This window comes from Paraburkholderia aspalathi (assembly GCF_900116445.1).
GTDB lineage: Bacteria > Pseudomonadota > Gammaproteobacteria > Burkholderiales > Burkholderiaceae > Paraburkholderia > Paraburkholderia aspalathi.
In genome coordinates this window covers 1-18,615 of record NZ_FPBH01000017.1, presented here as the reverse complement: position 1 = coordinate 18,615, position 18,615 = coordinate 1, and the positions used below count along the sequence as shown (strand labels likewise).

14 protein-coding genes and 1 pseudogene are annotated in these 18,615 nt (G+C 61.7%); 12 read left to right on the top strand and 3 right to left on the bottom strand.

Going from position 1 to position 18,615, the window contains the following annotated elements:
• Nucleotides 1-125 precede the first annotated feature (125 nt).
• Both clpA and clpS read right to left on the bottom strand, forming a co-directional pair.
• Nucleotides 126-2,423: an ATP-dependent Clp protease ATP-binding subunit ClpA gene (gene clpA / locus BM438_RS23915; RefSeq protein WP_074282414.1), complete on the bottom strand. Its 2,298-nt coding sequence runs from the start codon at nucleotides 2,421-2,423 to the stop codon at nucleotides 126-128.
• Nucleotides 2,420-2,734: an ATP-dependent Clp protease adapter ClpS gene (gene clpS / locus BM438_RS23910; RefSeq protein ID WP_006050100.1), complete on the bottom strand. Its 315-nt coding sequence runs from the start codon at nucleotides 2,732-2,734 to the stop codon at nucleotides 2,420-2,422. The genes clpA and clpS overlap by 4 nt, the downstream gene beginning before the upstream one ends.
• A 553-nt stretch (nucleotides 2,735-3,287) precedes the next feature.
• Here clpS and BM438_RS23905 point away from each other — a divergent pair.
• Nucleotides 3,288-3,494: a cold-shock protein gene (locus tag BM438_RS23905; protein WP_007180614.1), complete on the top strand. Its 207-nt coding sequence runs from the start codon at nucleotides 3,288-3,290 to the stop codon at nucleotides 3,492-3,494.
• A gap of 251 nt (nucleotides 3,495-3,745) precedes the next feature.
• On the opposite strand, the gene icd is transcribed toward BM438_RS23905, so the two are convergent.
• A complete protein-coding gene (gene icd, locus BM438_RS23900; RefSeq protein WP_093638881.1) occupies nucleotides 3,746-5,002 on the bottom strand; it encodes an NADP-dependent isocitrate dehydrogenase in 1,257 nt (418 codons plus the stop codon).
• Between the two features lie 329 nt (nucleotides 5,003-5,331).
• On the opposite strand from icd, the gene BM438_RS23895 reads away from it, so the two are divergent.
• The 11 genes and pseudogenes from BM438_RS23895 to BM438_RS23845 all read left to right on the top strand — a co-directional run.
• Nucleotides 5,332-5,901: a pseudouridine synthase gene (locus tag BM438_RS23895; protein WP_054042670.1), complete on the top strand. Its 570-nt coding sequence runs from the start codon at nucleotides 5,332-5,334 to the stop codon at nucleotides 5,899-5,901.
• Between the two features lie 455 nt (nucleotides 5,902-6,356).
• Nucleotides 6,357-6,551 (top strand): hypothetical protein, encoded by a 195-nt coding sequence (locus BM438_RS23890; RefSeq protein ID WP_011489640.1) that lies wholly within the window; start codon nucleotides 6,357-6,359, stop codon nucleotides 6,549-6,551.
• 145 nt (nucleotides 6,552-6,696) lie between these two features.
• Entirely contained in the window at nucleotides 6,697-7,203 is a 507-nt protein-coding gene (locus tag BM438_RS23885; RefSeq protein WP_093638877.1) for a DUF192 domain-containing protein, read from the top strand.
• Nucleotides 7,204-7,516: 313 nt separating this feature from the next.
• Nucleotides 7,517-9,622, top strand: coding sequence for an elongation factor G (gene fusA / locus BM438_RS23880; RefSeq protein ID WP_093638874.1), 2,106 nt, complete (start codon nucleotides 7,517-7,519; stop codon nucleotides 9,620-9,622).
• A gap of 214 nt (nucleotides 9,623-9,836) precedes the next feature.
• Nucleotides 9,837-10,352, top strand: a complete 516-nt coding sequence (locus BM438_RS23875; protein WP_093638871.1) for a cupin domain-containing protein — start codon at nucleotides 9,837-9,839, stop codon at nucleotides 10,350-10,352.
• An 18-nt stretch (nucleotides 10,353-10,370) separates the two neighbouring features.
• Nucleotides 10,371-11,390 carry a HoxN/HupN/NixA family nickel/cobalt transporter gene (locus BM438_RS23870; protein ID WP_093638868.1) on the top strand — a complete coding sequence of 340 codons (1,020 nt, stop codon included), beginning with the start codon at nucleotides 10,371-10,373 and terminating at the stop codon, nucleotides 11,388-11,390.
• A 332-nt stretch (nucleotides 11,391-11,722) separates the two neighbouring features.
• A complete protein-coding gene (locus BM438_RS23865) occupies nucleotides 11,723-13,387 on the top strand; it encodes an ABC transporter substrate-binding protein (protein WP_093638865.1) in 1,665 nt (554 codons plus the stop codon).
• 90 nt (nucleotides 13,388-13,477) lie between these two features.
• Entirely contained in the window at nucleotides 13,478-14,488 is a 1,011-nt protein-coding gene (locus tag BM438_RS23860; protein ID WP_093638862.1) for an ABC transporter permease, read from the top strand.
• Nucleotides 14,485-15,363: an ABC transporter permease gene (locus BM438_RS23855; protein ID WP_093638859.1), complete on the top strand. Its 879-nt coding sequence runs from the start codon at nucleotides 14,485-14,487 to the stop codon at nucleotides 15,361-15,363. Before BM438_RS23860 ends, BM438_RS23855 begins: the two co-directional genes overlap by 4 nt.
• A complete protein-coding gene (locus BM438_RS23850) occupies nucleotides 15,360-17,531 on the top strand; it encodes an ABC transporter ATP-binding protein (RefSeq protein WP_093638856.1) in 2,172 nt (723 codons plus the stop codon). Before BM438_RS23855 ends, BM438_RS23850 begins: the two co-directional genes overlap by 4 nt.
• 441 nt (nucleotides 17,532-17,972) lie before the next feature.
• A pseudogene (locus BM438_RS23845) lies at nucleotides 17,973-18,615 on the top strand (hypothetical protein); the annotation flags it as partial.

The following is an 18,615-nucleotide window of genomic DNA, read 5'->3' as shown; positions in this document are numbered from 1 at the left end:
CGTTGAAGCTTCGCTTGCTTCCAACTAGCAACAAGCGTTTCGCACAACGCAAAAAGCAGAACGGCGCGGGGTTCAACCCGCGCCGTTCTGCTTTCAGGTGAGACTGAAACGCTTACTCGACCGACTTATTCAACCTCGACCGCTTCCGGATTCGGATTACGCGGTGCCGGATGCTCGTCGAAGGTCAACTGCACCTTGTCTTCCGCATCCACGTCGACCGTCACGCGCCCGCCGTTCATCAGCTTGCCGAACAGCAACTCGTCGGCCAGCGCACGACGGATCGTGTCCTGGATCAGACGTTGCATCGGCCGCGCACCCATCAACGGATCGAAACCGTGTTTCGCGAGGTGAGCACGCAACGCGTCGGTGAAGAGCGCGTCGACCTTCTTCTCATGCAACTGATCTTCCAACTGCATCAGGAACTTGTCGACCACGCGCATGATGATTTCTTCATCGAGCGAGCGGAAGCTGATCGTTGCGTCCAGACGGTTACGGAACTCCGGCGTGAACATGCGCTTGATGTCGACCATTTCGTCGCCGGTTTCCCGACGATTCGTGAAGCCGATCACCGCCTTGCCCATTGCCTCGGCGCCCGCGTTCGTCGTCATGATGATGATGACGTTGCGGAAATCCGCCTTGCGGCCGTTGTTGTCCGTCAGCGTGCCGTGGTCCATCACCTGCAGCAGCACGTTGTAGATGTCCGGATGCGCCTTCTCGATTTCGTCGAGCAGCAACACGCAATGCGGCTTCTTCGTGACAGCTTCGGTCAACAGACCGCCCTGGTCGAAACCGACATAGCCCGGCGGCGCGCCGATCAAACGGCTCACCGCATGACGCTCCATGTATTCCGACATGTCGAAGCGGATCAATTCGATCCCCAGCGTGAACGCCAGTTGCTTCGCCACTTCCGTCTTGCCGACGCCGGTGGGGCCGGAGAACAGGAAGGCGCCAATCGGCTTGTCCAGCTTGCCGAGGCCTGCACGCGCCATCTTGATCGCAGCCGACAGCGCGTCGATGGCCGGGTCTTGTCCGAACACCACGCTCTTCAGATCGCGATCCAGCGTTTGCAGCTTGCTGCGATCGTCTTGCGACACGCTTTGCGGCGGGACGCGAGCAATCTTCGAGATGATTTCTTCAATCTCGTTCTTGCCAATGGTTTTCTTCTGCTTCGACTTCGGCAGGATGCGTTGCGCAGCACCCGCTTCGTCGATCACGTCGATCGCCTTGTCCGGCAGATGACGATCCGTGATGAAGCGTGCCGACAACTCAGCCGCCGCCGACAGCGCGCCCGACGAATACTTCACGCCGTGGTGCTCTTCGAAGCGCGACTTCAGGCCACGCAGGATCGCCACCGTCTGCTCGACGGTCGGCTCGGTCACGTCGACCTTCTGGAAACGACGCGACAATGCCGCGTCTTTTTCGAAGATGCCGCGATATTCGGTGAACGTGGTCGCACCGATGCACTTGAGCGTGCCCGACGACAACGCCGGCTTCAGCAGATTCGATGCGTCCAGCGTGCCGCCCGACGCAGCGCCCGCGCCGATCAGCGTATGAATTTCGTCGATGAACAGAATTGCGTGCGGACGTTCCTTCAATTCCTTGAGGACCGTCTTCAGGCGTTGTTCGAAGTCGCCGCGATACTTGGTGCCGGCGAGCAGCGCGCCCATGTCGAGCGAATACACCTGCGCATCGGCCAGAATATCCGGCACTTCGCCGCGCGTAATGCGCCAGGCGAGCCCTTCGGCGATCGCGGTCTTGCCGACGCCGGCCTCGCCAACCAGCAGCGGATTGTTCTTGCGGCGACGGCATAGCACCTGCACCACGCGCTCGACTTCCGACTCGCGCCCGATCAGCGGGTCGATGCGGCCGTCTTTCGCCATCTGGTTCAGGTTCTGCGTGAACTGGGCGAGTGGCGTTTCCTTCTGCGCGGCGGCTTCGTCGGACTCAGCATTCGCGTCGCTCGCTTTCGCGGCGTCCGTGCTGCTGGTCTTGGCAATGCCATGCGAGATGAAATTCACCACATCCAGACGCGTCACGCCCTGCTGCTGCAGGTAGTACACCGCATGCGAATCCTTCTCGCCGAAGATCGCCACCAGCACGTTCGCGCCGGTCACTTCCTTCTTGCCATTCGAGGTGGATTGCACATGCATGATCGCGCGCTGGATCACACGCTGGAAACCCAGCGTGGGTTGCGTGTCGACGTCGTCCGTGCCAGGCACGGTCGGCGTGTTGTCATGAATGAAGTTGCGCAGGTTCTGGCGCAGATCCTCGATATTGGCCGCGCATGCACGCAACACCTCCGCCGCTGTTGGATTGTCCAACAGTGCCAGCAAAAGATGTTCGACCGTTATGAACTCGTGCCGCGCCTGGCGTGCTTCCATGAACGCCATGTGCAGGCTGACTTCCAGTTCCTGGGCAATCATGCTTCCTCCATCACACACTGCAGCGGATGCCCGGCCTGCCGTGCGTGGGTAACGACTTGCTCGACTTTGGTCGACGCGATGTCCCGCGTATAGACCCCACAAACTCCCCTGCCCTCGCGATGCACCTTCAACATCACCTGCGTTGCGGTTTCACGATCTTTATTGAAATATTCCTGCACGATCATCACGACAAATTCCATTGGCGTGAAGTCGTCATTCAGCAGCACTACCTTGTACATGGAAGGCGGCTTCAGCTTCTTTTCCTGCCGCTCCAGTACGGTGCCGTCCTGCTTGTCCGGGATAATCGCCATACACCCATTCTAAACAACTAGGACAGGCCCGCAATCCTGTCAAAACCCAGCCGACCGGCCGGTGAGCCCGTTCGCTCCCGCCTGATGGGTAAATACCCCAAAGCGGTGCGTCATTCGACGAGCCGATTGCGGAGCCGGCCCCTATCCTGTGATGCGTCGCGGCCGTGCTGCGCCGCAGTCGGATCGAGTATCGCACAACCTGCCCATGCTGGCTGACGGCACGCCCCCGGCCAGCGGACGGTGTGCGACCCGCAGAACAGCATGTGAGTCGATTATGCGACTTTTCAAGACAGCACGCTTGGGCAACCGCACATAAGAAAACAAAAGCGGGAAAAACCCTGGAAAACGCCTGTTTGCAACGCGACAACGACGTCTCAAAATTTTCTTGACACTCGAATAAAGAGCCTCAACAATCAAGCTGGCACTTTTTTCACTGCGCCATAAATCGAAAAAATGCCGATGGTGAGCTTGTGAGGAGGGAGCGGCTGCATCGCGCGGTCGTCGAGCTTTTCGAGGGCTCGTGGTAGTGACATGAGTTACAGGGGAAGTTGGAATGGCAACTGGTACGGTCAAATGGTTCAATGACGCAAAAGGTTTCGGATTCATCACGCCTGACGAAGGTGGTGAGGATCTGTTTGCACACTTCTCGGCCATCCAGATGAATGGGTTCAAGACCCTCAAGGAAGGTCAAAAAGTAACCTTCGAGGTCGTGCAAGGCCCGAAAGGCAAACAGGCATCGAACATCCAGGCACCTGCCTGAACCTGTTCGTTACCCGTCCTTTTGAAACCCGGCTTCATGCCGGGTTTCTTTTTTTGGGCGGCACATTCTGATTTACGGCAAATCGTGACCATTGCTTGAGGCGGGGATAACGCGAATACCCAAATATCGGACACCCGTCTCTCTTTCCGAACGCTTTCGATGCTCAACCGCTGCCGCCGGCCGTAAAAAAACCCCGGCCGCCTTACGGCGCCGGGGTTTTGACTCAGGCTGGAAAAACCAGCGCGAATCGCTTACATATTTTCGATCAACACCTGGCCAAAGCCCGAGCAGGACACCTGCGTCGCGCCTTCCATCAAGCGCGCGAAGTCATAGGTGACCCGCTTTTGCAGAATCGACTTTTCCATCGACTTGATGATCAGGTCGGCCGCTTCAGTCCAGCCCATGTGACGCAGCATCATTTCAGCCGAAAGAATTTCCGAACCCGGATTTACGTAGTCTTTGCCGGCGTACTTCGGCGCCGTGCCGTGGGTGGCTTCGAACATCGCGACCGAATCCGACATGTTCGCCCCCGGCGCAATCCCGATACCACCGACCTGCGCGGCCAGCGCGTCTGAAATGTAGTCGCCGTTCAGGTTCAGCGTGGCGATCACGTCGTATTCCGCCGGACGCAGCAGGATCTGCTGCAGGAACGCGTCCGCAATCACGTCTTTCACAACGATGTCACCACCCGTTTTCGGGTTCTTGATCTTCATCCACGGACCGCCGTCGATCAGCTCCGCAGCGAATTCCTTCTGCGCCAGCGCATAGCCGTAGTCGCGGAACGCGCCTTCGGTGAACTTCATGATGTTGCCCTTGTGCACCAGCGTGACCGAGCGGCGATTGTTGTCGAGCGCATACTGGATCGCCTTGCGCACGAGGCGCTCCGTGCCTTCGCGCGACACCGGCTTGACACCGATCCCCGAGGTTTCCGGGAAGCGGATCTTCTTCACACCCATTTCTTCGCGCAGGAACTTGATGACCTTCTTCGCATCTTCCGACCCGGCAGGCCATTCGATGCCGGCATAGATGTCTTCCGAATTCTCGCGGAAGATCACCATGTCGATCTTTTCGGGTTCACGCACCGGTGAAGGCACGCCCTTGAAGTACTGCACCGGGCGCAGGCAGACATACAGATCGAGTTCCTGACGCAGCGCGACATTCAGCGAGCGGATGCCGCCGCCGACCGGCGTGGTGAGCGGACCCTTGATCGAGACGACGTATTCCTTCAGCACCTGCAGCGTTTCTTCCGGCAGCCACACGTCCGGGCCGTACACCTTGGTCGACTTTTCGCCGGCGTAGATTTCCATCCAGTGGATTTTCTTTTTGCCCGCGTAGGCTTTTTCTACCGCGGCATCCACCACTTTCAGCATCACCGGCGTGATGTCGAGGCCCGTTCCGTCGCCTTCGATATACGGAATGATCGGCTGGTCGGAAATGTTGAGCGAGAAATCTGCGTTGACGGTGATCTTGTCACCGCCGGTCGGAACCTTGATGTGCTGGTACGGCATGATCGGACTCCAGTGAAGGCTGTGCTGAAAGCTGATGGGAGACTGCGGAAACTGGGTGCTCCTCGCTACGCAATGCCGGACGCCTGCGAGCGGCCTGGTCGTCTATTCTAGCCCACGCTGACGCAGGCCCGAGTCCGCATACGGCTCGGGGTTTTCCAACATTGTCGAAAATCAAAGTTAGCAACGCCGCTTACTCATCTATCTTATATAAGACATAAGACTTGGCGTGGCTCATTATGCATTATTATTCCGCCATTTACTACCGAGCAGCGCCCTTCCTGGCCTGCGCGGCACGCTCCCGCCGCCGCTCGACCTTCATTGATTCCTCTATGCGACTTCTCGCCCTGAACAAACCGTTCGGCACCATCTGTCAGTTTTCGCCGCACGAAACGCGGGCGTCGCTGGCCGACTGGGTGAAAGTGCCCGGCATCTATCCGGCGGGCCGGCTCGACTCCGATAGCGAAGGGCTGCTACTCCTCACCGACGACGGCGCGCTGCAGGCACGCATCGCGGAGCCGCGTCACAAACTTGTCAAACGTTATTGGGCACAGGTGGAAGGCGCAGTCGACGATGCCACCTTGAAGAAGCTCGCGCGCGGCGTCGATCTCGGCGACTACGTGACGCGGCCCTGCCGCGCCGAATACGTCGAGCCGACCGACTCGCTCTGGACCCGCACGCCGCCGATCCGCTATCGCGCAGCGATTCCGACCACGTGGATCGAATTGTCGATCACGGAAGGCAAGAACCGCCAGGTGCGACGCATGACCGCCGCGGTGGGTTTCCCCACATTGCGTCTCGTGCGCGCCGGTATCGGTGCACTCGATATTTTTTCGCTCGGGTTGCAGCCTGGAGAGAGCGTCGAGTTGCCGCTGAAGGCCCCATGGGAAGGCATCGCCTGAACGCATTTGCATGCGCGCCATGTCTGCACGGAACCTGCATCGAACCGCTATTTCGACCCGCGTCGAAATAGCTAACTCGTTGTATCCGCAAACAAAATAGCGCGTGAAACCAATATGAAAAACGCGTGAAACAATTGCGTTCACGATCACTCTGCAGCCATTCATTTGCTTCAGCACGTCGGCATATAAATTTTCCACGAAATTCACGTCAACCGGTGCGCGAGCTCACGCGTTATTCGACGCAGATGCCGCCCGAAGCTATCCGGCATTCAGCCTTAAGGGCCTTTGCACACGCCGCTCTGGCGGTGAGTACGGGGAGTCTGAGCGCTAAGCAGACGCGTCGAGAAAAATGTTCGATGCGGCTGTCAACCGAAAGGTGGATGGCACGTTTACCGACATGACTCTACATATAACCGGGTCATTTGGTTAATCAACTAAAGCTGAGGATTTACAAAATGAACAAACTGATCGCCGCTCTGGTCGCTGGTCTCTTCGCAACGGCAGCATTCGCACAAGCTTCGGCACCGGCAGCAGCTTCGGCAGCTCCGGCAGCAGCAGCTTCGTCGGCAAAGAAGACCACGAAGCACGCTCACAAGAAGTCGCACAAGAAGGCAGCAGCAGCAGCTGCAGCTTCGGGCGCTTCGGAGTAAGTTTGTTGTAAAAACGCAGTCAAGAACTAGCTTCATTGCCGTTCTTACGGCGTTGAAAGGCAGATCACCGCAAGGCGATCTGCCTTTTTGTTTTTGACGCGCTCGCGTAACATTCGCGAGTTAAATTCCAGCAAGGAGTCATGCCGTGCGATTTCCCATGCGCTCGTTGATTGCGCGTTTCGCTGTTGCCGTTGCACTGCCGCTCGCCGCGATGTCGTTCGCCGCGACCACCGCTGCCCCCGCTCATGCGCAACAGATGCCGGCCGGTGCGAAGCAGCCCGGCGACTTTCCGCGCGCAAAGCTGACCGCGGGCATGTTCGTGATCGACGCAGCCGTCGCCGCTAACGACGCCGATCGCGAACAAGGTCTGATGTATCGCACGAACCTCGCGCCGAATGAAGGCATGCTGTTCGTCTTCAATGAAACCGCCGTGCATTGCTTCTGGATGAAGAACACGTTGATCCCGCTGTCGATCGCGTTCATGCGCGCCGACGGCACGGTCACCGACATCGACGAGATGCAGGCCGAGACCACCAACAATCACTGCCCGAAGAACAACGGCGTGTATGCGTTGGAAATGAGCAAGGGCTGGTTCTCGTCGAAAGGCATCAAACCGGGCATGAAGATCCAGGGCTTGCCGGCCGCGCAATAAAGGCGCGTCGACCACGACAACACCCTGCCGATTCTTCAGCAGCCGCCTTTGAAAAAAGCCGGTGCCTTTCGCGAGGCACCGGCTTTTTTCCATTCGGCGCGGGGCAGGCGATGCGCGGCAGCACGCGGCGGAGGCCGGCGGCGTCGCGCGAGCCCATACCAGCAGGCCTTCACACGGAGCTGGCAAGATTCCTGCAAAAGACAGGCCGACGCGCTATCCTAGTATTCTTGGCAAAGCAGCATCCAAGGCTCCCCGGGCAGCACAGACTGCCGCCCGGCAAGCGTTTCAGGCGCGCCATTTCAAGGAGGTTCACGTGCCCCGCAAGACTCCCATCGAGCGCTACCGGAATATCGGCATTAGCGCTCACATCGACGCCGGCAAAACCACCACCACTGAACGCATCCTGTTCTACACAGGCGTGACCCACAAGATCGGCGAGGTTCACGACGGTGCTGCGACGATGGACTGGATGGAACAGGAGCAGGAGCGCGGCATCACGATCACATCGGCTGCCACGACTGCTTTCTGGAAGGGTATGGCCGGCAACTATCCGGAACACCGGATCAACATCATCGACACCCCGGGTCACGTCGACTTCACGATTGAGGTCGAGCGCTCGATGCGCGTGCTCGACGGCGCCTGCATGGTGTACGACTCGGTTGGCGGCGTACAGCCGCAATCCGAAACCGTGTGGCGTCAGGCGAACAAGTACAAGGTGCCGCGCATTGCGTTCGTCAACAAGATGGACCGCGTCGGCGCGGACTTCTTCCGTGTGCAGCGGCAAATCGGCGATCGCCTGAAGGGCGTCGCGGTGCCGATCCAGATTCCGGTCGGTGCGGAAGATCATTTCCAGGGCGTGGTCGACCTCGTCAAGATGAAGGCGATTTACTGGGACGAAGAGAACCAGGGCATCAAATTCGAGTACCGCGACATTCCGCCCGAGCTCGAGGCTACCGCGAAGGAATGGCACGACAAGATGGTCGAGGCCGCCGCTGAAGCGAGCGAGGAACTGCTCGACAAATATCTGCATGGCGGCACGCTGACCGAAGAGGAAATCAAGCACGGTATTCGTGTGCGTACCATCGCCAACGAGATCGTGCCGATGCTGTGCGGCAGCGCGTTCAAGAACAAGGGCGTGCAGGCCATGCTCGACGCGGTGATCGACTATCTGCCCTCGCCGCTCGACATCCCCGCGATTACCGGTCACGACGAGCACGACAACGAAATCGAGCGGCATCCGAAAGACGACGATCCGTTCTCCGCGCTCGCCTTCAAGATCATGACCGACCCGTTCGTGGGCCAGCTGATTTTCTTCCGCGTGTATTCGGGCGTGGTGAATTCGGGCGATACCGTCTACAACGCGACCAAGGAAAAGAAGGAACGCCTTGGCCGGATCCTGCAGATGCATGCGAACGAGCGCAAGGAAATCAAGGAAGTTTACTGTGGCGACATTGCCGCGGCAGTCGGCCTGAAAGAAGCAACCACGGGCGACACGTTGTGCGATCCGCAACACGTGATCATTCTGGAAAAGATGATTTTCCCGGAACCGGTGATTTCGCAGGCCGTCGAGCCGAAGACCAAGGTCGACCAGGAAAAGATGGGCATCGCGCTCAATCGTCTGGCGCAGGAAGACCCGTCGTTCCGCGTGCAGACGGATGAAGAATCCGGCCAGACCATCATCTCCGGGATGGGCGAGTTGCACCTGGAGATTCTGGTCGACCGGATGAAGCGCGAGTTCGGCGTCGAAGCGACCGTCGGCAAGCCGCAGGTGGCTTACCGCGAAACCGTGCGCAACAAGGTCGAAGACGTCGAAGGCAAGTTCGTCAAGCAGTCAGGCGGCCGCGGCCAGTACGGCCACGCGGTGATCACGCTCGAACCGTCGGCGCAAGGCAAGGGCTACGAATTCGTCGACGCGATCAAGGGCGGTGTGATTCCGCGTGAATACATTCCGGCGGTCGACAAGGGCATTCAGGAAACGCTGAAGGCCGGCGTGCTGGCGGGCTATCCGGTGGTCGACGTGAAGGTGACGCTAACCTTCGGTTCGTACCACGACGTCGACTCGAACGAAAACGCGTTCCGCATGGCCGGTTCGATGGCGTTCAAGGACGCGATGCGCAAGGCCAAGCCGGTGCTGCTCGAACCGATGATGGCCGTCGAAGTGGAAACACCGGAAGACTTCATGGGCAACGTGATGGGCGATCTGTCGAGCCGTCGCGGCATGGTGCAAGGCATGGAAGACATCGCCGGCGGTGGCGGCAAGCTGGTGCGCGCCGAAGTGCCGCTCGCGGAGATGTTCGGCTATTCGACGTCGCTGCGTTCGGCAACGCAAGGCCGCGCGACGTACACGATGGAGTTCAAGCACTACGCTGAAACGCCGAACAACGTCGCGGAAGCCGTGATCAACGCGAAGCATAAATAAGCGCTACGGGTTGCAACACGCCATGTGCTGCAACCGGCAATCGAATGCGACGCAATGAAGGCAGACAGCAAAAGGCCCATCCCCTGTGGATGGGCTTTTTTTTCGTCCGCGACGCCGCCTGCGGCAGCCGGCAACACACACGTTTTTGAACGTGCAAAAATGCCAGACGGCGCCGTGCTGACCGCCCGGAATAACGCCCACGAGGAGACGCACCATGAGCCAGGATCACGAACACCCGCACTACAAGGACGAGCAACCGGCGGCGCCAATCGATTGGCGCGAGCACGGCGTCAAGGTCATCAAGGGCGACCAGCTCGACAGCAATACCGCGCAAACGCCGGGCATGAATCGCGCGGCGGCGATCAACGCGGCGCGCGTCGGCGCGCAGAAAATCTGGGCCGGCACCGTGACGATCCATCCGAATGCGAAGACCGGCGCGCATCATCACGGCGCGCTCGAAAGCGTGATCTACGTGGTGCGAGGCCAGGCACGCATGCGCTGGGGCGAGCACCTCGAGTTCACCGCCGAAGCCGGTCCGGGCGACTTCATCTTCGTGCCGCCTTATGTGCCGCATCAGGAAATCAACGCGAGCACCGACGATCCGCTCGAATGCGTGCTGGTGCGCAGCGACAATGAAGCGGTGGTGGTGAATCTGAATATCGACGCGGTGGAAGCCCCGGAAACGGTCTTCTGGGTCGATCCGATTCACAAGCATCCGCACGATCACTAAACCTCTTTCACGTAAGCCATGACGCCGACCGCCTCGCTGCGCCCTCGCCTCATCGCGCTGTATGCCGTCCTGATCGCCGCCAATCTCGGCGCATGGGCGTGGGCGCTGATCGCGTTTCGCCACTATCCGCTGCTGCTCGGCACCGCGCTGCTCGCCTATGGCTTCGGTCTGCGCCACGCGGTGGATGCGGACCACATCGCCGCGATCGACGCCGTGACGCGCAAGCTGATGCAGGCGGGTAAGCGGCCACTCGGCGTGGGTCTGGCGTTTTCGTTGGGCCATTCGACGATCGTGATCATGGCGACGATCGGCATTGCGTGGACCGCGCACTCGCTGCACGGCCGCTTCGAAACCTTCAAGGCGGTAGGCGGCCCGATCGGCACCATCGTCTCGGCGGTGTTTCTGCTGGTGCTGGCGTGCGTGAACCTCGTGATTCTGCGCGACGTGTGGCGCCGCTATCGCCACGTCCAACGCGGCGGCGAACTCGCTGCTGAAACGTCGGCAAACATCGCGCCCGCCGGTCTGTTGTCGCGCGCATTGCGGCCGATGTTCCGGCTCGTGACGAAAAGCTGGCACATGTACCCGGTCGGCGTGCTGTTCGGCCTCGGCTTCGATACCGCGACCGAGATCGGCCTGCTGGCGATTGCCGCGTCCGAAGCCGGCAAAGGACTGCCGCTGTATTCGATCCTCGTGTTCCCGGCGCTCTTCACCGCGGGCATGACGCTGGTCGATTCGACCGACAACGTGCTGATGGTCCACGCCTACGGCTGGGCCATGGACGATCCGAAGCGCAAGCTCTACTACAACGCGAGCATCACGTTCGTTTCGGCGGTGGTGGCGATCGTCATTGGCGGCGTCGAAGCGCTGGGACTGCTGTCGGACAAACTCGGTTTGAACGGCGGTGTTTGGGACGCAGTGGGGAGTCTCAACGAGCACTTCGGCGCGCTGGGCTACGGCATCGTCGCAACCTTCATGGCGTGCTGGATCGGCTCGGTACTGTTCCATCGCTGGCGCCGCGCCGACACGGTTGCGCGGTAAATCCAGTTTGCCTACGCGGAGGATCGGTAAGGTTTCCACGGCGGCGACGGCGTAACGGCAATTTCCGCGCTGCGGCATCGTGCGCTTCGCGCAGGCCGGGCGAGACAGCCCACGAGCGTTGTCGTGACGACACACGCCGGCCCTTTTATACGCCAAACGGAGACCGGACCGCGCTGCAAGCGCGCCGAACCGGCGGGCAATCGCTTACACTGAAATCGCTTTTCAGCACTGCAGCGCGCTGCAGCTTTTCGTCATTGCAATAAGTCGCCTTGTCGCGCCTATCCGGCGCGGCCCTTCAGAACCGACAGCAGAACGGACTGGACACTCCATCGATGAAGACTCCCGCGGACCGATTTCTCGAACTCGACCTAGCCCGCCGCACCGCCGACGCCTACGGCAATCACGCCATCGACGAATTCATCGCCGGCCGCATCACGCGCCGCGATCTGCTGCGCTATGCGAGCGTGATCGGTTTGTCGCTGGCTGGCGGCGGCGTGCTGAATGCGCCGCGAGCCCGCGCGCAAAACGCAGCGAGTCCGTCCAACCAGACAATCCGCGTAGCCCACCTGACGCCGGCCGGCGCCGTCGATCCGCTCACCGTGAACGATGCGGCGAGCCTCGCGCTGCTGAACCAGACCGGCGAGTTCCTGATCGACGACGACGGCGAAAAGCTCATGCTGAAGCCGGCGCTCGCCTTGTCGTGGAAGGCGAACGATAAGGGCGACGTGTGGACCTTCGCGCTGCGCCCGAACGTCAAATTCCACGACGGCCAGGCGTTCACCGCCAAAGACGTCGTCGCCACCTTCGATCGCCTCGCCGATCCGGCAAGCGGTTCGGCAGCGCTCTCGGTGTTGAAGGGCGTGCTGTCGAAAGGCGGTGCAAAGGTCGTCGACGAGCACACGGTCGCCTTCCATCTCGATGCACCGAACGGCAACTTCCCGTACTACGTTTCCTCGGACAATTTCAACGCGGTGATCCTGCCCGCGAACTATGCGGGTGGTTATGAAAAGAGCTTCATCGGCACCGGTCCGTTCAAGCTCGAAAAGTATCAGGCGAAGGTCGGCGCCTCGTTCGTGCGCAATCCGGACTACTGGGGCGACAAAGCGTTACCACAACGCGTACAGTTCTCGTTCTACGCCGACGAACAGGCGCAAATGCTCGCGCTGCAAGGCCATCAGGCCGATGTAATGGGCACGTTCACCGTGCAGGGCGGCGCCGGTATTCTGAACAATCCGGACTACAAGGCAATCGGCGTGAAGTCGAGCGCGCATCGCCAGATTCATATGCGCAACGACAACCCGCTGTTCAAGGACAAGCGCGTGCGCCAGGCGCTGGCGTTATCGCTCGATCGCGACGTGCTGGTGCGAGGGCTGTTCAAGGGCCGTGCGCAGATCGGCAACGACAGCCCGTTCGCACCGGTATTTCCGTCTTCCGATGCAGGCGTCGCGCAACGCAAGATCGACATCGCGAAGGCGAAGCAACTGCTTGCGCAAGCGGGTGTGCCGAACGGCTTCGACGTCACGCTGACCACCGAGAAGTACATGGAAATTCCCGATCTTGCGGTGGTTGTGCAGAACGCAGCGAAGGCGATCGGCGTGCGCATCAATCTGAAGGTGGAGAGTCAGTCGCTGTACTACGGCGCGGGCACACCGGGCAAATCGGATTGGCTCGACTCGCCGCTCGGCATCACCGATTACGGTCATCGCGGCGTGCCGAACGTGTTTCTGAACGCGCCGCTTACCAGCACCGGCACGTGGAACGCCGCGCACTTCAAGAACCCGCAATACGATCAACTGGTCGCGCAGTTCGTCGCGGCGGTCGACCTCAGCACGCAGAAGAAAATCTCCGGACAGATCCAGACGCTGCTGCTCGATGAAACGCCCGTGATCATTCCGTTCTTTTACGATCAGTTGATCGCGATGCGCAAGGGTGTGAACGGCGTGCGCTTTACCGCGCTCGCGCAACTCTATTTCGACCGCGCGGTGTTGAGCGCGTGATGTGGATGCAAAAGCGGTGAACGCGAAAGCAGTGGGCGCGAAAGCCATTGAAAGCATGAGCGCACGGCACTTCTTCGGCAGGAGATCACAATGTCGACCACGGTGACCCCTTCCGCCTCTCCGGTCCCCAGCGGCAACGCCGGCCGTGTCGCGCGATTTCTGGCGACGCGGGTCGGTTTGTCGCTGATTACGCTGTGGCTGCTGTCCGTGATTGTGTTCGCGGGCGGCCAGTTGCTGCCTGGCGATATCGGCCGCGCGGTGCTCGGGCCGCTCGCCGATGCGCGCGCGGTCGCCGCGCTCAATCATCAGCTCGGCGCGGACCGGCCGCTCATGACGCAATACGTCGAGTGGATCTCGCATTTCGTGCGCGGCGACATGGGACTCTCCTATGCGTACCGTGAACCGGTTGCGCCGTTTATCGCCGACGCCCTGGCGCATTCGGCCAAGCTCGGTCTGCTCGCGTTTATCGTCGTCGTGCCGCTCGGCATTGCGGGCGGTGTCTGGTCGGCCATGCACGCGGGACGCTGGCTCGATCGCACCATCAGCATCGCCGGTTTGTCGGCGACCGTCGTGCCGGAGTTCGTCTCGTCGATCGTGCTGATTCTGGTGTTCGGCGTGTGGCTGCGTTGGTTGCCGATCGAAGCGTCGTATCCGCCCGAAGCGAACGCGCTCGAACAATTGCGGCATCTGATTCTGCCGGTGCTGCCGCTGGTGCTGGTGTTCTTCGGCTACATCGCGAGAATGGCGCGCGCGGGCACCGTGGAAGCGCTCGATGCGGACTACACCCGCACCGCGATTCTCAAAGGCTTGCCGCGCCGTACCGTGATCTGGCGGCACGTGTTGCGCAACGCGCTGCTCCCGACCATCACCGTCGCCGCCACGCAGCTCGGCTACATGATCGGCGGCCTCGTGGTGGTCGAGACGCTGTTCCACTACCAAGGTATCGGCTCGCTGATCTACAACGCCGCCAAGGCCAAGGATTTTCCGATGCTAGAAGCGGGCGTGCTGACGATCGGCGTGGTCTACACCGTCGCCAACCTCGTCGCCGATGCACTGCATATCCTGCTCAATCCGCGACTGCGAGTGAGGAGCGCCGAATGAGCACCATCGTTCCGCCGGCCGCGCCGCCCGCGCCACGCCCGGCTACCGAACCGCGCTTCGACCAGTTGCGCGTGCTGCTGCGCTCGCCCACGTTTGTGGTCGGCGTGTTGATCGTTGGATGGTGGGTCGTTTGTGCCATCGCCGGGCAATGGATCGTACGGATCGACCCGTATGCCTCCGATCCGCTCAACTCGCTCACGCCGCCCGATAGCACGCATTGGTTCGGCACCGATCAGCTCGGCCGTGACGTGTTCTCTCGAGTGATTGTCGGCGCGCGCGACATTCTGACCATCGCACCTTTGGCGACCCTGCTCGGCACGGTCGCGGGAACGGCCCTCGGCCTGATCGTCGGTTACTTCGAGGGCTGGGTCGATAACGTCGTGGGCCGCGCAATCGACGCCGTGCTCGCGCTGCCGCTCGTGATCGTCGCGTTGCTCGCGCTGGCCGCGGTCGGCGCATCGAACTTCACCGTGATTCTCGTCATTGGCATTACCTTCACGCCGATCACCGCGCGTACGGTACGCGCCGCCGTGTTCGCCGAACGGCATCTGGACTACGTCGCCGCCGCGCAACTGCGTGGCGAACGCGCGCCGTACATCATGTTCGCCGAGATTCTGCCGAACGTGCTGCCGCCGATCATCGTCGAGGCGACCGTGCGGCTCGGGTATGCCATTTTCGCGGTCGCCACGCTGTCGTTTCTTGGTTTCGGCATTCAACCCCCTTCGGCCGATTGGGGGCTCGCGCTGTCCGAGTCGTACACGCTGATGGCCGGTGGCGCATGGTGGACCGTGGTGTTCGCCGCCGGCGCCATCGCTTCGCTCGTGGTCGGCGTAAATCTGATCGCCGATAGCGTGCAAGGAGTGCTCGACCGATGAACGGCCCGCCGCCCGCCTCGTTCCCCGCCTTCGACGTCTCGAAGAGCGATCGCACGGATGCGCTGACCGTCGTCGGCCTGACGGTCACGTACCGGATGCGCGGACGCGATCGTGAAGTGCTGCAGGACGTCTCGTTTCGCGTGCGGCGCGGCGAAGCCTATGGCCTCGTCGGCGAATCGGGCTGCGGCAAGTCGACGGTCGCAATGGCGGCGCTGCGCTATCTGCCGCGTAACGGCAAGGTGAAGGCCGGCAAGATCATCATCGCCGGCCAGGACGTGCAGAAGCTCGACGCGGACGCGTTACGCACGATGCGCGCGAACGCGATTTCGATGGTCTATCAGGACCCAGGCCGCGCGTTGAATCCGTCACTGACGATCGCACGGCAAGTCACGGAAGCCTTCGAAGCCGCCGGCGTCTCGCGCGACGAAGCCGTGCGGCGCACGGTCGAGATACTGCAGCGGGTGCGCATTGCTGCACCCGAACGCGTGATGGACAGCTATCCGCATCAGTTGTCGGGCGGCATGCAGCAACGCGTTGTGATCGCGATGGCGCTCGCCTCAAATCCGGCCTTGCTGATTCTCGACGAACCGACCACCGGCCTCGACGCCACCGTCGAAGCCGAAGTGCTCGATCTCGTGGCGCAACTGCGCGAAGAACTCGGCACTGCGGTGCTGTTCATCAGCCACAACCTCGCGGTGATCGGACGGATGTGCGAGCGCGTCGGCGTGCTGTACGCAGGCAAGCTGGTCGAGGAAGGCGCCACCCAGGACGTATTCGCGCGGCCACGTCATCCCTATACGGTTGGACTGCTGCGCTGTTTGCCGACCACGGGACGCAGCAAGGACACCGAGCGGCTCGACACCATCGCGGGCAATTTGCCCTTGCCCGGCTCGGTCACGCAAGGCTGCATTTACGCCGACCGGTGCCGGCTCGCCGACGACCGCTGCCGTCGTGAAGCACCGCCGCCCTATCGCGTGAGTGCCGCACACGGCGATCAGATGTCGCGCTGCCATTACCACGAACGCGCAATCGAACTGCCGCGTGCGTCCGCGGAAGGACTGCCTCTGCATGGCGATGCGTTGCGTGAGAGCGAGCGCCCTGCTCTCGTGCTGCGCGCGGAAAAACTCTCGAAGACATTCCACGTATCCGGCGCTCCGCTGCGCGCGGTCGACAACGTTTCGATCGATCTCGCCAGTGGCGAAACGCTCGGCCTCGTCGGCGAATCCGGCAGCGGCAAGACGACGCTCGCGAAGCTGATGCTCGGCCTGCTCACACCGGACGCGGGCAGCGTGCTCGAACTGGACGGCACACCGCTCGCCGCGCGCGTCACGCGACGCAACGACGAGCAGGTCAAGTCGCTGCAGATCGTGTTCCAGAATCCGGACTCGGCGCTCAATCGCGCGCATTCGGTGAAGCGGCTGATCGGTCGTGCGTTGTCGCGCCTCACCGCGCTGCGCGGCGCTGCAATCGACGAACGGCTCGCTACGTTGACAGCGGCCGTGCGTTTGCCCGAACGCTATCTCGGTTCGCGCACGCGTCAGTTGTCCGGCGGACTCAAGCAGCGCGTGGCGATCGCGCGCGCGTTTGCCGGTGAGCCGCGCGTGGTGGTTTGCGACGAACCCACGTCCGCGCTCGACGTCTCCGTGCAGGCCGCGATCCTCAACCTGCTCGCCGATCTGCAACGCGAGCGCGGCGTGAGCTACGTGTTCATCTCGCATGACCTGCATGTGGTGCGCTATCTGTCGGATCGCATCGCAGTGCTGTACCTCGGCCGGCTGCTGGAGATCGGACCGGCAGCCGCGGTTTTCGGCGGACCGCATCATCCCTACACCGAAGCGCTTCTGTCTTCGGTGCCGACCCTCGACGCCCACGACAACACCGCCCGCATACGGCTGTCCGGCGATCTGCCGAGCGCCGCATCGCCGCCGTCCGGTTGCGTGTTCCACACGCGCTGCCCGCGCAAACTCGGAGCGATCTGCGAGCAGGAAGACCCGCCCTTCCTCGAAGCCGGCAGCGGTGACGCGGGTCAGCCGTCCGCGCATCGCATCCGCTGTCATATCCCCGTCGACGACCTGCGTGTACTGCAATTGGCCGCGCGCGACAACGCCGGCAAGGTCTCCGGCAGCGGCTCGGAAAACACGCCGGAAAACGCCGCGCGCAACGAATAACGCGCAATAAGGCGGCTTTCCGGCCACGCGTTTCATCATCGAAACATTTTCCTGCGTTTTTTCCTCGCGGCCATCGCACACCCCTATTCGACGCCCGTCGCCGCAAGGCTTTGCGGACCGTGGCATGGATATCGCTAAGTACTGTCCAGACATTCGAATCCAGAAGAGATCGGAAGAGAGCCTGAGAGCGCCGCTTGCGCGAATCGCAGTGACAAGAAGCGGTACGTGACGAAGCGCGTTTGAACGGTATCTGCTGAAGCGCACGTAAGTGTTTGTCAGCAAACCGGCTACGGCGCCGGGAAGACAGTGATGGTGTTTGACTTGCATCCGCAAAACAGACTCGGGGGACGGCGAGGCTCGCGTTCAGACAGGCCCGGCGTCGGCGATTCAGCGTGGGAGATGGCGGCAGCGAGGTGTCGGCATCCCCTCGGGAGAGACGTGATGAAAACCACAAAATTCAATCAGTACTACTTCGGGGTACTACGGAGTACGGCAATCGCGGCGGGTGTAGCTTTGCTGATCACCCAGGTCGCGTATTCGGCGTCGACGGATGCGGTCCCCAAGTTGATGACGGTTGCCGATGCACCGCTGCCTGCGAGCGGCGCGCACGCAGCGACGCAAAGCGTGCAGGACGACAGTTCGGCGGCGGGCGCAGCGGCGACTGGCACCGCGCCTGATGAACCGACCGCTGCCGACGACGCGGCCATTGTGTTCAGTCCGCGCGATTGCACAACCACCAGTATCGGCGGGTGCACGCAGCATCGCGGCGGCAACGGCGCGGCGAGCGCTGGCAGCGGTGGCGCAGGTGCGAGCGGTAATGGCGCCGGCGGCGCAGCGGGCTCGGGCAGTGGCGGCGGCAAGGGTAACGGCAGCGGTAGCGGCGGTGGAAGTAGCGGCGGTGGTAGCAGCGGCGGTGGCAGCAGCGGCGGTGGCAGCAGCGGTGGCGGCAGCAGCGGTGGCGGCAGCAGCGGTGGCGGCAGCAGCGGCGGTGGCAGCAGCGGCGGTGGCAGCAGCGGCGGTGGCAGCAGCGGCGGTGGCGGAAGCAGCGGTGGCGGAAGCAGCGGCGGTGGCAGCAGCGGCGGTG

Bases quoted from the DNA above. Each gene is read 5' to 3' on its own strand.
- clpA (WP_074282414.1), bottom strand. From the start codon at position 2,423: ATGATTGCCCAGGAACTGGAAGTCAGCCTGCACATGGCGTTCATGGAA.
- clpS (WP_006050100.1), bottom strand. From the start codon at position 2,734: ATGGCGATTATCCCGGACAAGCAGGACGGCACCGTACTGGAGCGGCAG.
- BM438_RS23905 (WP_007180614.1), top strand. From the start codon at position 3,288: ATGGCAACTGGTACGGTCAAATGGTTCAATGACGCAAAAGGTTTCGGA.
- icd (WP_093638881.1), bottom strand. From the start codon at position 5,002: ATGCCGTACCAGCACATCAAGGTTCCGACCGGCGGTGACAAGATCACC.
- BM438_RS23895 (WP_054042670.1), top strand. From the start codon at position 5,332: ATGCGACTTCTCGCCCTGAACAAACCGTTCGGCACCATCTGTCAGTTT.
- BM438_RS23890 (WP_011489640.1), top strand. From the start codon at position 6,357: ATGAACAAACTGATCGCCGCTCTGGTCGCTGGTCTCTTCGCAACGGCA.
- BM438_RS23875 (WP_093638871.1), top strand. From the start codon at position 9,837: ATGAGCCAGGATCACGAACACCCGCACTACAAGGACGAGCAACCGGCG.
- BM438_RS23870 (WP_093638868.1), top strand. From the start codon at position 10,371: ATGACGCCGACCGCCTCGCTGCGCCCTCGCCTCATCGCGCTGTATGCC.
- BM438_RS23865 (WP_093638865.1), top strand. From the start codon at position 11,723: ATGAAGACTCCCGCGGACCGATTTCTCGAACTCGACCTAGCCCGCCGC.
- BM438_RS23860 (WP_093638862.1), top strand. From the start codon at position 13,478: ATGTCGACCACGGTGACCCCTTCCGCCTCTCCGGTCCCCAGCGGCAAC.
- BM438_RS23855 (WP_093638859.1), top strand. From the start codon at position 14,485: ATGAGCACCATCGTTCCGCCGGCCGCGCCGCCCGCGCCACGCCCGGCT.
- BM438_RS23850 (WP_093638856.1), top strand. From the start codon at position 15,360: ATGAACGGCCCGCCGCCCGCCTCGTTCCCCGCCTTCGACGTCTCGAAG.